Annotated in this window: 5 protein-coding genes; 2 read left to right on the forward strand and 3 right to left on the reverse strand. The window is 72.4% G+C overall.

Features of this window, described 5'->3' with window-relative positions; all coding sequences use genetic code 11:
• Positions 1–157: 157 nt before the first annotated feature.
• The gene (locus ACYVQV_RS06045; protein WP_461022385.1) at positions 158–3,421 is read right to left on the reverse strand and encodes a UvrD-helicase domain-containing protein; all 3,264 of its coding nucleotides are present in this window, start codon (positions 3,419–3,421) and stop codon (positions 158–160) included.
• On the reverse strand, positions 3,418–6,486 hold the full coding sequence (locus tag ACYVQV_RS06050; RefSeq protein WP_461022359.1) for a PD-(D/E)XK nuclease family protein: 3,069 nt from the start codon (positions 6,484–6,486) through the stop codon (positions 3,418–3,420). Before ACYVQV_RS06050 ends, ACYVQV_RS06045 begins: the two co-directional genes overlap by 4 nt.
• Before the next feature lie 298 nt (positions 6,487–6,784).
• Between ACYVQV_RS06050 and ACYVQV_RS06055 the strand changes: the two genes are divergently transcribed.
• Positions 6,785–7,168, forward strand: coding sequence for a DUF6394 family protein (locus ACYVQV_RS06055; protein ID WP_461022360.1), 384 nt, complete (start codon positions 6,785–6,787; stop codon positions 7,166–7,168).
• A gap of 12 nt (positions 7,169–7,180) precedes the next feature.
• Positions 7,181–8,980, forward strand: a complete 1,800-nt coding sequence (locus tag ACYVQV_RS06060; RefSeq protein WP_461022361.1) for an NAD-binding protein — start codon at positions 7,181–7,183, stop codon at positions 8,978–8,980.
• Here ACYVQV_RS06060 and ACYVQV_RS06065 read toward each other — a convergent pair.
• Positions 8,955–14,933, reverse strand: a complete 5,979-nt coding sequence (locus tag ACYVQV_RS06065; RefSeq protein ID WP_461022362.1) for a DUF3320 domain-containing protein — start codon at positions 14,931–14,933, stop codon at positions 8,955–8,957. The genes ACYVQV_RS06060 and ACYVQV_RS06065 overlap by 26 nt on opposite strands.
• Between the last annotated feature and the right edge of the window lie 130 nt (positions 14,934–15,063).

Consider the following 15,063-nt stretch of genomic DNA (forward strand, 5'->3'; position numbering starts at 1 on the left):
GCACTGCAGCTCGTCGGACAGGAACCGGTACCCGAACTCCGGGTCGTTGCTGTGGACGTCGATCAGGGCGTTGGTCAGCTACGCGGGGATGACGGCCTCGCACCGCAGCTGACGTCCCCGGAGCCTGCCGCGCGGACCCCGGCCGGTTTCGTCTCCGTCAGGGACCTTGCACTGAGACCTCGCGCTCGACGCTGCCTTGGGGGTGCAGGAACAGCAGCGCGGCGCGTGGGTCCTGCCCGGTGGCGGCCCGTAGGCACTCGACGTACGCCGCGATCTGCGGGGTGTAGTAGGCGACGCGGGAAGCGAATCCTTCAGCCGGGACGGCGTCCGTCTTGTAGTCGACGATGACGAGCGCGCCGTTGTCGTCACGGTAGATGAGGTCGATGTAGCCCTCGAGGATCGTGCAGTCTGGGCGGACGGTACCAACGTAGGTCTCCCGCCAGTGCTCACGCGTCGCGGCGCGCCGGACGAGGTCGCTGTCCAGGGCGGCCTGCACGAGCCTGCGGATGAGGTCCTCGTGCCCGGTGACCCCTTCAGCGAGGGCTTGTGCTTGCACCGCCTCGTCCAGGCCGTCACCGTCAGCCAGGTCGACGCTCTGTAGGACCGCGTGAACCGCGCGGCCGACCGCCGACCCGTACCTGCCTTTGGACCAGGGCGGCAGGGCGAGGTCGCGTGGTCCCTTGTGAAGTCCGTCGTCCTGGGGTCCGGCAGGTTGCAGCACGACCTCGGGCTCGGTGCCCTCGAGGCCCGAGGCGACGATGGCTCCGTCCAGCTGTGCACGGGCCCGGGCGCTTGAGACCTGCGCTGCCCAGTCCTCATGGTCGGGCACGGTCACGGCCGTCTCGGCTGGCGGGGCCAACCCTGGCGTCAGCTCGCCGGCGGAGAAGGTAAGGACCGTGTCAGTGACACCGCCCGCGCCGGCGAGAACCTGCGCGGCGGTGTTGGCGCTGGAGGCTGCGGAGCGGTGGAGGGAGACCACCAGGTGGTCCCGGGCCCTGGTCGCGGCGACGTAGAGGAGGCGGAGCCGTTCGAGGTCGTCCATCTGCTCGTCGACCGGGGCCGTGGCGTCGAAGTCGCCGGTCTGGATGCCGGCACCGACCTTGACCTCGTACCCGCCGTCAGTGGGCCAGATCAGGCGTAGCCCGTTGGGGCGGCGGGGTTGGGCGGTCATCCCGGACATGATGACGACGGGGTACTCCAGGCCCTTGGCGGCGTGGATGGTGGTGATGTGGACCGCGTCGGCGTCGGTCTCGGGCAGGACGGACTCGGCCACCCGAGACGTTTCTTGGCCTTGATGTGCCGCCCAGGCCAGGTAGGCGCGCAGCCCGCCGTGGGAGGTCTCGGACCAGGCGCGGGCTTGATCGACGACGAACCGCAGGCGCCGCCAGGCGTCACGCCGCCGTGGGCTGTGCGCGGCGACTTCGAGCATGCGGCGGTCCTCGATGATGGCCGACAGCAGTTCGCTGGGGCTCGCCCAGCGGGTGCGTCGGGCGAGGGCGCGGATCGCGGTGACGGCGGTGCCGACGGCGCCGGGTCCGGCGACGTTCTCGTCGACTGTGGGGTGGGGCGCCCAGAGGTTGAAGCGGCCGCCGGTGTGCTTCCAGTTCCACAGGTCGTCGTCGCCGCAGCCGAATAGGGGTGAGCGCAGGGCGGTGACCAGGGACAGCTCGTCGGTGGGGTCGGCGATCGCACGCGCGCAGGCGAGCAGGTCGCGCACCTCGGCGGCTTCGTAGACCAGGGAGCTGGCTTCGGCGCGGTACTGGATCCCGGCGGTGTCCAGGGCGTCCTCCAGGTGGGGCAGGGAGGTGCGGGCCGGGACCAGAACGGCGATGTCGCTGTGCCGGACGGCCCGCCACGCCTTGGCCTGCTGGTCGAAGACCTGCCACTGCGCGGTGAGCATCTGGTGGATGACGGCGGCAACGTCCGCGGCTTCTCGTTGACGGAGGATGTCGGCCGCCGCCCTGGGGAGATCTGCGTGGGCGTGGGCGCCCAGCACGGTGACCCCGGGCCCGTGGCCGGTGTCGCTGCGGTGCGGGTGCAACGGCTCGTACTGAGGTTGGGCGCCGGGTGTGGCCGTGATGACTGTGCCGAAGACGTGGTTGACCCACTCTAGGACCGGTTCGACGGTGCGGAAGTTGGTGGTCAGGCGGACCTGCTCGCCGAGGTGGTCCTCGGCCTGCAGGTAGGACGCGATGCTGGCGCGGCGGAACTTGTAGATCGACTGCTTTGCGTCCCCGACGAAGAACAGCTTGCCGTCCGGGACCTGGACGTCCTGCCATCGGTCCTGGTCGGCGGCGGCGCCACCGGCGATGCGGACGGCCAGCTCGATCTGGATGGGGTCGGTGTCCTGGAACTCATCCAGCAGCAGCCGCTCATAGGTGCTCGCCAGGGTCTCGCGGACCTCCGGGTCCCGGCGCAGAAGGTCCCGGGTCAGCACGAGCAGGTCGTGGAACTCCAGGCGTCCGCTGCGCTTGCGGTCGTGTGCCGCGTCCAGGACCCGCGTCGCTGTCCAGCAGGTCAGGGATCGAAGGCAGGCGTCGAGGAAGTCGCCAAGGATGCGGTCGGCTTCCTGGGCGAGGGCCGCGCCGGCCTCGCGGACCTCAGCGATGGGGCAGGTCCAGTTGGCGATGCGACCCTGCGAGAACTTCAGGGCCTTCAGTACCTGAAGTCCACCGATGAGCGCGCCGTCGTCCGAGGCCGACTCCAGCACGGCGATGGCCTGGCGCAGCGGGTCGAACTTGGCCAGCAGCCGGTCCTGCGGGTCGGTGCAGTGCTCGCTTAGGTCCAGCAGCTCCGTGGCCTGCCGCAGCAGTGGGCTCAGGTCCGGGACGGCCACGTTGGGGGTCGGCCCGGTGAGGACCTGGTCGGTGATGAGGTCCCAGTCCGCGCCAAGCGCCCTGGCCAGGGCGCGAACGTGATCCAGCTTCAGGCCGGCGGCCAGGCCGAGTAGGAGCGGTCGCTCCATCTGGTCGTCGTCCAGCAGTGCGGTCTGCAGCCCCGCCCAACGCTCTTCGAACGCGACGGAGGAGCCGACGTCGTCCAAGACTTCCAGCAGGGGCGGCAGCCCGGCCGAGATGGCGTGCTCGGTGAGGATGCGCTGGGCGAAGGCGTGCAGCGTGCCGACGGCAGCGCGGTCCAGGTCATCCAGCGCATCACCGGCCCGCTGGCTGAGGGCTGGGTCGTCGCCGCGCCAGGCTTCCTCGAACCGTGCCCGGAGCCGGTCGCGCAGCTCAGCGCCGGCCTTCTCGGTGAACGTCACGGCCGCCACGTGGGCCAGCCGGATCCCGTCAGTCAGGACCAGAGTGGCGATCCTGTCCACCAGGGCGCTGGTCTTGCCGGACCCGGCGCCGGCGTTGACGAACAGCGTGGAGGAGGTGTCCGTGGCGATCCTGTCTCGCGCGGACTGGTCGACCGGTGTCACTGGTTCTCCTGCGTCGTGGCGAGGGCGCCCGGCTCGATCAGGCCGACGAGCTCGCGCAGCGCGGGGTCGTGGCGTTGCCGTTCCCACCGTTCGCGGCCAGTGCTGTGCCCGATACCGTCGGGGTTGCAGTACGGGCACTGGACGTAGGCGAAGTCGGCGTCCTTCGGTGGCCGTGGCGGGAACAACCCGTTGGCGATGGATCGGGCGAGCACGTCGATCGTGCGGGTGAGCTCGTCGTGGACCTCGCCGGTGATCTGGAGGTCGAGCCTGCCGGGGTCCTTGCGGACGAACCAGTACCCGGCGCGGACGGGGGTGTCGGGCTCGCCGAAGCGTTCCCGTGCGGCGGCGCCATAGACGGGCAGCTGGAACTTGCTGGCCCCGGCCAGCGGGTCCTCCTGCTTGATGCCCTCGAACGCCCGGCGACTCCCGGTCTTGACGTCCGTGACGTAGATGGTGCCGTCGGCTGCGATGTCGACCTTGTCTGCGCTGCCCCGCAACCGAACGGTCCCACCGGTGACCGGGATCTCTACCGCAGGGTGCTCGCCGACGCCGAAGGGCATCTCGCTGGCGGCGACCCGGGAGTGGGTCTCTGCCCGCCACTGGTCGTCCGCGTCCAGCATGCCCAGCAGGTCCGCCTCCAGCCGGTCCCGCTCGCGGCGCCACAGCCGCGGATGACCGGTGAGCCCGTCGGCCTCAGCCTCGTCGGCCACGCGGTCGAGGATCTCCGTCAGGCGCGCCCTGGCCTCCTGCGGCCACGGTTCACCAGGGCCGGGCAGGTTCCCGGCGTAGGACTGGACTAGCTCGTCCAGGCAGCGGTGGACCAGGGTGCCCAGGTCCGCCGGAGAGATCGTGACCAGGTCCTCGGGCTGCTCCACCGGCGTCACCCCCAGGAGCCGGCTCACGAAGAAGGTGTGCGGGCAGGCGGCGTACCCCTCCAAGGCTGTGGGCGAGATGAGGCGGTCCCCGACCCGGTAGTCGGGCAGGCCATCCGCACCGCTCAGGTCACCGTCGAAGCGCGTGAAGGACTCCCCTGCCCGTGCGCGGACCATGTCCCGGGCCAGGTTCACCGCAGGATCGGTGAGGACGCCGGCCAGGGCCGCGCGGGTGCGCCACTCCTGTTCGGTCGCGAGGTCAGCCGTGCGCAGGAGCTCACCGGCGAACGAGCCCGAGGCGCGCAGCGCACCAGCCAGATCCCCCACCTCGTTCCACTGGGTGGCTGCCAGGCGCTTGTCCCCGCTCAGTTCCCGCAGCGTGCCCAGCAACCACCTGCTGGGCAGGCGATGACTGGACCGGCGCAGGTCCCCACGCGGGAACGACGCAATCGAGACGGGGGCGGCGCTGAACGCAGCGAGCAAGTGCCGGTACTGGCGGTTCAGGCGGTCCCGGGCAGTCGGCAGTGCGGCGACGGCCCGAATGCGGTCTGGCAGGAGGGCGTCGGCGCGGGGCCGGCCGGGGTAGAGGTCCTCGCTCAGGCCGACCACGTGGATCACGTCCAGGTCCAGCCCGACGGCCTGTGCCACCGGTGCGACGAACACGCCGTCGCCGAATCGGCCGACCCGGGGAAGGGACTCCGCGAGCTCACTCTCCAATATCTGCCGTAGGCCGGATAGCGACGCGGGACCGTCGAGATCCTCCAGGACATCCAGGTCGCGCAGAACCGACAGGAGCGCCCTGGCCGCGTACTGCTCCTCCGGGGGAAGCCGTGTCAGGTCTCCCAACAGCCGCTCGACGAACCCCGAGGCCCACTGGGACAGGTCCGGCCACGACGCCATGGCGCCCGCCGCGTCGAGCTCACCGCGAAGCCGGGCGACGAACTCACGCAACTGTGTCGCGGTCTCGGCGCGACGAAGCGCTGCTTCCTGAACGCCGGGCCGGTCGCCGGTCAGCGCTGCAGCCGCTCGCGCCTGCTCCGTCATCGCGAACCGTCGAAGGCGCCGCTCCCAGTCCTCACCGCGCACCACACCGGCTTCACGGGAGACGCGCTCCCATCGGGAGACCGCTACCCGCGCCCCCCTCAGGTCCAGGACTGGGGCGTCCGCGAGGGCGCGGAACAGCGGCCCACGCGGCATCTCGTCGTCCGCCAGGGCCAGCAACCCGAGCACCGCCCGCGAGACGGCGCGCTCCACCACCGGGCGCGGTCCGGGGCCGTTGACCCGGACGCCCGCTGCGGAGAGGTGCTCGTGCAGGAGCCGCCCGTATGGTTCCCGTGCGCCGTAGAGCACCGCGACGCGATCCGCGGGGGTGGTCTTGAGGGCGTCGACGACGTCGCGCACGACGCAGCGGACCTCGTCATCGCTGTCGGAGGCGTTCAGCAGCACCGTCGCCGTCGGCACGCTTACCGCCGACGCGCTCTCCTCTAGGTCGGTCGATACCGGGTGCCGGCGTTCGTCCGTGCGGACCACTCCCGTCCTTGCGTCCAAGACCGTCAGGGGCACGCTGTCCGCCAGGGCGGTGACGAAGCGCTGTTCGGGAGCGGTGAGGTCTTGCGGCAGGAAGATGATCACCGGCTGTGCCAGGTCCATGCCCTCGAGGTGGGCGTGTGCGGTGTCCAGCAGGTCCCGGGGGTCGTACCAGCGGGCGGCCAGCTGCTGTTGCACGGCTCGGTGTAGGCGCACGGTGTCATGGGCCACTGTCGAGCCCTGGGCGATCGCGTCCAGGGCGCCGTCGTCGAGCGTGCGCAGTTCCCGATGCGCCGTTGCTAGTGCACGGATGGTTGCTGGATGCTCGGCGACCTCGGCGAAGACACTAGGGTCCGCTCGCAGGATGTTGCGCCACGCCGCGGTGAGAATCGGGCCGGTGAGGGGGCGGCGGGGCGCCAGAGCGGCGGCTGCGATCCGCTCGGCAAGGCGCGCGATCGTGGTCACCTCGATGCCTGCGATCCCCGGGCCTGGCCGGTGGGCGGCGCCGTGGCGGGCCAGGTGACGTCGCGCGACCGTCGCGGCGACCTGGGTCGGCGCCACGATCGTCACGGGCGCCATCGGGTCACCGGCCTTGACGCTCCCCACGGCGGTGGCCAGGGCATTAAGCGCAGGGCGCCCGTACTCGGTGACGAGTGTTGTGATCACTCTGCCCCCTCCGCACAACCCTGCCTGCCGTCAACCCGCTGCTCTACCCTTGCCGATCCGACGGCGTGGGTACAGGACCCACGATGCGGTCACCTGATTGGCGTAGGACGCCCGGCCGAGTTCAGTGCAACTCTCGATCCGGGCTCTGCAGCGCCCGACCCCCATGCAGGACACTAACCCCGTCGAGAATGGAGCCGCCGGAGCCTGACCCGGACGAGGACAGCGCTCTCCCACGCATCACTCGAATGCTGACCGCCAGCCATGCTCGCCGTTACGGTGAGCACTGGGAGGAGGCCGCATGAACCTCGAGAAGGTGATCTTCGGCTTCTTCGTGCTGCTCGCGGCCACCCTCAACTTCGGGTTCTTCATCGGCGACATCTCCGACCCGACGCTCCACAACGAGTACGAGCTGTTCGCGGCGGTGGTGGTGAACCTCATCGCGACGGTCCTGAAGTTCGGGGACCGCACGCAGATCGGCGCCGTCCACCTGGCGACGAGCCTGGTCGCGAGCCTGCAGCTCATCGCGGCCGCGGTGGTCTTCGCGTACGCGTCGGCGGGCGCGGGGGAGCTGACGGCGTCGCAGACGGCGAGCGTGGTGTCGCTGTCTGGTGGGGCGCTGTTCGCGAACGTCGTCTCGGTCGTCCTGCTGGTGGTTGAAACCGTCGAGTTTCGGCGCCGGTGAGCGGCGGCCGGCGTGAGCAACCCGCTGCTGGCCTTTTGGCACCTGCTCGTCGAGAGCCCTGAGGACGACGAGGAGCAGCGTCCGCTCCCGCGGCTCCCGCGCGTCCGCACCACCCAGTCCACCGAGACGATCTTCCTGGTCCTGCGGCGGATGCGGGCGCCGCTGATCGTCCTCATCGTCATCTTCGCGGTCAGCGTCCTCGGGCTCAGCCTCGTCCCCGGCGTCGACGACGCCGGCGAATGGCACACGCTCGGGTTCTTCAACGCCTTCTACGTCATGAGCTACACGGCCACGACGATCGGCTTCGGCGAGATCCCGTACGAGTACTCCACCGAGCAGCGGATGTGGTTGACCTTCAGCATCTACCTCACCGTCATCGGCTGGGCGTACGCCATCGGCTCCCTTCTCGCACTCATCCAAGACCGCTCGTTCCGCGACGCGCTGGAGACCCGACGCTTCATCAGCAAGGTCCAGCACCTGCGCGAACCGTTCCTCCTCGTCGTCGGATACGGGCAGACCGGGTCGCTTCTGGCTCGCGCGCTCGACGAACGCGGCCGGCGGTTCGTCGTCCTCGACTCCTCCCGGCAGCGGGTGGACGACGTCGAGCAGGACGGCTACCGCGCCGACGTCCCCGCCCACGCCGGTGCTGCCGACGACCCCGAGCTGCTCACCGCCGCCGGACTCGGCAACCCGCGCTGCGAAGGGGTCGTCGCCGTCACCAACGACGACGACGTCAACCTCGCCGTCACCGTCGCGACGTCCCTGCTGCGCCCCGACCTGTCCGTCATCGCCCGGACGTCGTCCCGTGGCGTCGCCGCGCGGATGGCCGAGTTCGGCGACCCCGTCGTCATCAACCCCTACGACCGGTTCGGCGACCGCCTAAGCCTCGCCCTGCGCGCGCCGTCCGCGTACCGGCTCGTCTCCTGGCTGACCGCCACCACGGACGGCGGCCCGCCACCACCGCTGCGGACCCCGCCGCACGGGCACTGGCTCGTGTACGGGTACGGCCGCTTCGGACGGGAGATCACCGCCGACCTGCGCGACGAGGGGTTCGACGTCACCGTCGTCCAACCGTCCTCCGGGCAGGGAGGTCAGCAGGCCAGCACGGACCCGGACGACGCGGACGTACTCGCCGACGTCGATCTGACGGACGTCGTCGGTCTTGTCGCCGCCACGAGCAACGACACCACGAACATCTCCCTCGTCGCCGCCGCCCGACGGGCCAAGCCGTCGCTGTTCCTCGTCGCGCGGGAGAACCTGCCGGCCAACGCGCCCCTGTACGCGGCGATGGACGTCGACTCGCTGCTCGTCCCGACCGACATGGTCGCCCGCGAGGCCCTCGCCCGGCTCGCCCACCCGCTGCTGTGGGAGCTCCTTGCGGAGGTCGTCACCGCGGACGACGCGTGGGCGTCCCGGTTGCTCGACCGGCTGGTCCCCGCGTCCGGGGGACGCACACCCGAGCTGTGGGACGTCCAGATCGACACCCACCACGCACCGGCAGTGTCCCGGCGCGGCGACCCGGTGCGCATCGGCGACCTGCTCCGCGACCCGGACGACCGTGACCACACCCTGGACGTCGTCCCCCTGCTGCTCCTGCGCGACGGTCAGCGCACCGCGTGGCCCGACGGCGACACCGAGCTCGCCGCCGGGGACGAGCTGCTGCTCGGTGGCCGTCCCCGGGCGCGGCACGTCCTCGAGCGGGTCCTGTTCGACGACGCCTCACTGGAGTACGTCGTCACCGGCCGGCGGGTGCCGTCCGGTTGGGTCTGGCGGAAGGTCTCCGAGCTCAGTCGCCGCCCGGCGTCGCGGTGACGAGGGTGCCCGACACTTGAACGCGCCCCGACGCCACCGCCGTGTCGAGGGCCTGTTGCAGCCGGTCGCGGACCGTCGCGGTGACCCGGCGGAGGCCGAACACTGCGGCGCTCTCCTTCAGGAGCTCCTCGGTCTCGATGCCCATGCTCGCGACGCACAGGGCGGCCATCGCGTTGCCGAGCTCGCGGAGGCTGATCTCCTCGATCGGGCGGCTGCCTCCGTCGACGGGGCGGCGGAAGCCCGTCCAGTCGGTCGGCCGGACGTTGGCCGGCCAGAGGAACGGCTCTGCGGTGTCCGTGCGCAGCTCCGGCGGGACGGTCCGCAGGATGGCGTCGGCTCGGGAGGCGCTCACCCGGGTCAGGTCGAAGGCGCTGGCGACGAGCTTGGCGAGGCGGTCCTGGTGGACCGGTCCCTCCGCTGCGACGACCTGCTCGACCACGGACCGGACCTGAGCCACGGCACGCGGCGACGGCAGGGCGTCGAGGGTCGACCGGCTGCGCACCCGGTCCGGTGTCCACGGGACGAAGTCCGCCTCACCGGGCAGCCGCCACGGCTCCTCGGCGGCCGGAGCAGACGCGGCGGGAGCGGGCTCGACCGGAGCGGCCGGGGGAGCGCCCCGCAGGGTGCCGTCGTCGCCCAGGTCGAAGAGCACGCCGTCCGGCGCCGCCTCGGCCGCAGCCGGCCCGGCGTCGGACTGGGGAACGTCCACCGCGGGCGGGACCATCTCGGCCGGCGCACTCGTGACCGGACCATCCGCCGCCCGGCGCGTCACCTCGACGAGCCGCTCGGCCACGGCGGTCGGGTCCGCCGTCCACGCCGGGGTCCACACCCGCTCGACCGCCGGCCAGCGGAGCATCCGGGACAGCACCTCGACGGGCAGCCCGTCGCGGTCACCGACGGTCCGACGCGAAGCCCAGACGGGACCGTCGAGCAGCACCGCGACGAGCGGCCTGTCCGGGTCCTCGGGCAGCGCGAGCGACAGGTCCACGCGGAAGTCGGACAGGCCGACGTCCGTCGACACGACCAGCCCGTACGTCCGCAGCACGTCGGCGACCTGGTCACGGTGGCGGTCCCGCCTCGTCGGGCGGTGCGCGCTGACCGCCGTCCCCGACCCGGCCTGCGCGAGCTCGAGGTACGCGCGGAGGTGCTTGATGCCGACGGACGTCGTCTCCTCGGCGCGGATCTGCGCCGGGTCGAACGAGCTGAACACCAGAACCTGCCGCCGGGCACGGGTCACGGCCACGTTGAGCCGCCGCTCGCCGCCCTCGCGGTTCAGCGGGCCGAAGTTCAGCGGCAGCACCCCGCGGTCGTTCACCGAGAACGCCGTCGAGAACAGGATGACGTCGCGCTCGTCTCCCTGGACGTTCTCCAGGTTCTTCACGAACAACCCGTCCGGTGCCTCCAGCGCCTCGACCAGCCGGTCGTCGCCGGCGTCCCGCAGCAGCGCCTCGACGTACGCGCGCTGCTGCTGGTTGAACGTCACCACCCCGATGGACGGCGCCGTGCTGATCGACCCAGCACCGTCACCCGCGGCGTCGAAGCGGCGGCGGATCTCGGCGACGACCGCCTCGGCCTCCACCGGGTTGGTCCGCAGCAGCTTGCCCTTGCCGGTGCGGTGGAACGTCCCGTCGACCCGCACCAGGCTGATCCCGTACCCGTCCGTGCCGGCGTCGGCCGTCGCGGACACCGGCGCGGGGAACGACGACAGCTTGTCCTCGTAGTAGTGCCGGTTGCTGAACGCGATGAGCGACTCCTCCTGGCTGCGGTAGTGCCAGGACAGCCACCGCCGCGGCACCCGCGCCTGCACCGCCTCGGACAGGATGCTCTCCTCGTCCTCCACCGCCAGGACGCCGTCGTCGACGACGTCCTCGTCGTCCGCCCCGAGCGTCGGCTCGGCGAACGACGTGGGCGGCATCTGCTTGCTGTCGCCCACGACGACGACGGACCCGGACCTGCCCATCGCCCCGACGGCGTCGGCGACCCGGATCTGGGACGCTTCGTCGAACACCACGAGGTCGAACAGCCCCGCCTGCGCGGGGAAGAACCGGGCCAGGGAGTCGGGGCTGACGAGCACGCATGGCATCACCTGGGTGATGAGGTCCCCGTACTCGGCGAGCAGCGCCCGCACCCCGAGTCCGCGTCGCTGCTTCGCGAGCTCGCGCTGCAGCGCACCGACCCGGCCGCGGGCGGTCTCGGGCCGGAACGGCCGCGCCTGCACGACCTGCCGCGGCAGCTCGTCGTGCAGCAGCTCGCGCACCTGCCCGGCGGCCGTGGTGAACCGGTGGATGCTCCGCTCGTGGGTCACGGCGTCGAACGCGTCGAGACCCGTCTCGGCCCGCCGCTCCTCGACCGACGCGGCGGCCATCCCGCGCGTGAACGCGGTCAGGGCGTCGTCCGCACCGACCGCACCCGTGAGGAGCTGGTCGCGGGCGTCGGTCAGCCCGAGCGGGCGCAGCGGCTCCAGGGCGGCGACCAGCGCACCCCAGCGGCGCAACGCCAGCAGCTGCGGGTCGCCGACATCCCGCGCGTCCCGGGTCGCCGACCAGCGGCCGAGGAACCCGACGTCACCGGACCAGCGGGCCGCGTCGCCGTCCGTCCCCGCCGTCACGGCCTGCACCTGCTGGGCGGCGGCGGCGAGCCGCTGCGTCGCCTCGACGGCCACCACGTCGGCCCCGGACCCCGACGACAGCCACGCCCGGACCCGCTCGACGAACACGTCATCGGGCCGCGGAGCGACCGCCTGGCCGGCCCACCGCAGCCACCTGACCTGCCGGTCCAGCACCTCGCGGCCCTCGGTGGTGAGCGGGTTCCACCCACGCGGCAGGGTCACCCCCGGGAGGGACGACGCCTCCTGCGCGAGCGTCTGAGCCGCCGCGCCGACCTGCGCCAGACCCGCGGTCAGCCCGGCGACCTGCTTGTGGGCGACCTCGCTACCCGGCCGCAGACCCGGACGCAGCCGCTCCAGCACCGCGAGAAGGCGCTTCTTGCGGCCGAACCAGCTCGACGCGGCAGCGGTCTGCGCCTGCGCGTGGATCTCGGCGAGCGGCAGGTCCAGGACCGCCGGCGTCGCGACGTCCATGCCGGGGTGCTGCGCGGCGCCGAACGCGGCGAGCCGCTGCAGCAGCCCGTCGGCGGCCGAACCCCAGCGCTGCGACCGGGTCTCGTCGAGCGCGGCCAGCGGCACCGGTGTCGAGGCGAGCGAGGCGACCACGGCGAGGTGCGCGGGCGTGCGGGCCGCGGCGAGGGCGTCGCCGAGCGGACCGGACGTCGGCGCGTGCCGGGTCGCGTCGTCCAGGGCGGCGACCGCGCGACGCACTGCGTCGGCGTCCAGCCCTTCGCCGACAGCACCTGCGAAGCCCCACGGGTGGTCCGGCGACGGGCGCGCCGGGTCAGCGACGTCCGGGAGGTTCTCCAGCAGGTGCTTGACGTCGCCGACTTCGGCGGCACGGTCACCGACGAGCAGCGACCGTGGAACGTCGAGCGTCGGGCCGTCGTCCCCGAGCGACAGCAGCACGTCCCGGGCGCCGTACAGGGAGAGCCCGGCGCCGTTGGGCTCGTGCAGCCGGGTCGCGTACCGGGCGAGGGCGCGACGGGCGGAGCGCAGGTCCTGCTGGTGGGCCTGCAGGCCGGTCTCGTCGACGGTGACGGCGTGCTCGAGCGCCTGCCGGACCTGCGCCCGCACCACCGCCGGCTTGCTGCCCTTGTCGTGCAGGTCGAGGGAGAACGGACCCATCCCGACCTGGTCGAGGCGCTTCTGGACGACGTCCAGCGCCGCGCGCTTCTCGGCGACGAACAGGACCCGGCGGCCCTCGGCGACGGCGCGCGCCAGCAGGTTCGTGATGGTCTGCGACTTGCCCGTGCCGGGCGGGCCCTCGAGGACGAACGTCCGTCCCGCGACGGCGTCCGCGACCGCCTCCAGCTGGGAGGCGTCCGCGGGGACGGGGCAGCGCTCGGCGAGGTCGTCGAGGTCCACCCCGTCCGGCGCGGGGGCGGGGTCGTCGAACGGGTCGGTGGGGGTGTGCACGAGGTGCCGGACCAGGGCGTTGCCGGTGAGGGTCTCCCAGTGCTCGTCGAGGTCCTTCCACAGCCGGAACTTCGCGAACTGCAGGATCGACACGTGCGCGGTCGCCTCGACCCGCCACGGCCGGCCCGCCTCGGCGACGGCGACGCGGACGGCGCGCAGCGCGGCGTCCAGGTCGATGCCGGCGCCGTCCCCCTCCGGCTCCGCCAGGCCGGGGACCTCGACACCGGCCTGCTTGAGCTTCTCCAGCAGGCAGAAGTTCGGCGTCGACGCACCCGTCTCGTCGAGCTCCAGCCGGTACGTGCTCTGCCGCGCCCGGGTGACCAGCCGTACGGGGACGAGGACCAGCGGGGAGCGCAGCGGCTTGCCGTCCCACTCCCACACCAGCGACCCGAGCGCCAGGTACAGGTTGTTCGCGCCGGTCTCCTCGACGACCGTTCGGGCCCTGTACGCGAGGTTCCGCATCCGCGTGGAGTACGCGGCGGTGGTGACGTCGGTGAACATCTGCTGGCGGCCGTCGAGCAGCTGGGCGAGCAGGTCCGGCGGCAGGTCCTTACCCGAGCGGACGCCGCGCGCGACGTGCACCTGGTCGACCAGGTCCGACGGCAGCAGGTGTAGGGGCTTGCCCTCGTGCACGACGTCCTCGACGGCGCCGAGCCGCTCGGCGGGCACGGTCAGGGCCACCGCGGCGCGCTCGGTGAAGTTGATCAGCCGGTTGCGCAGGCTCAGGTCGAGCAACGCGTTCTTCCACTGCTGCACCCGCGGTGGGACGTCGGCGCGTCGGCTCGGCTGCGCCGCGTCGTCCCGCGTGCGCTCGGGCCGCGGTGGGCTGCTGTGCTCCTGCGGGACGTACGTGACGACCTGCACCTGGCCGTCGTCCGTGCGGGTGCGCGACGGCAGGGGCAGGACGCCGTTGCGGCGCGCCGTGTACACGTCGACGACGCCGAGGACGGTGTCGAGGTCGCCGGTCAGGTGCTTCGCGTACGGGGCGCGGTGGGCGGCGTCCAGGTCCGGGGCGGTGGAGTCGGCGGCGTCGGCGCGCTCAGTCGCGATCGTCGTCTCGACCAGGCGGATCAGGCCCAGGTCGACGAGGTTCACGACCGGTGCCACCTCGGTGTGGACGATGCTGCTCAGCGACTGCTCGTCACGCCAGTACCCGAGGAAGGCGTGGCCCTCGACGACCCACAGCAGCGGGCGGACGCCGCACTGCTCCAGGACCGCGGCCAGCGTGACGACCGTATCGAGGCAGGTGCCGACGCGGCCGTCGAGCACCTCCTGCGGGGTGCGGACCTTCTGCCCGTGGTCCGCCCAGCTCGCCGGCGGCTCGCTGTACCGGACGGAGCGTGCGCGCATCGCGTCGAACGCGGCGCGGACGATCTCGTCGACCCGCTCGGCGCCGGCCTGGTACCCCTGGACGGCGGAGGACCCGGTGCGCTCGCGGAGCAGGTCCGCGGCCTCGTCGACGAGCCGGGCCACCGCAGGGTCGTTCGGCATGACGAACGCCGCGAGCATCTCCAGGCCCAGCTCCGGTGGGAAGGCCAGCCACTGCTTCGCCGCGAGGACCTGCACGTCGGTCGACTGCTGCGCGACGACCTGACCGTCGACCAGCAGGGACGCTGTCACGCGGCCGGGCCGCTGCTCGGTCACCTGCAGCATCGCCGCCGGGTCGAGCGTCAGCCGGACGTCGGGGACTTCCGTGACCCGGCCGTCGCCCAGGTCGACCGTCCGCTCGCACGGCGAGCTCAGCACGCCCTCGGCGTCGCGGACCTCCAGGCGCAATGTCGCGGCGTCGACGTCCGGACCGGCGTACCGGATCGACAGGTCCTCGACCACCGGCACCCGGTTGTGCGCCATCGCGTAGCTGAGCAGGGGAGTGGCCTGCAGGTCGATCGAGGCGCTGCCGGTGGTCGTGCCGGTCGGTGCGGTCGTCACTGGGCGTCCCCTGGCGGTGCTGGCGAGTGCTGTCTGGTCCCGAGGCATCGTGGCAGACGGTGAGGACGACGCAGCGGACGACGACCCGGAGGCAGCCGTCGGGGCGATATCGCTCGTCTCGTGCTCGAGG

The sequence above is a fragment of the Thalassiella azotivora genome, from assembly GCF_054781695.1.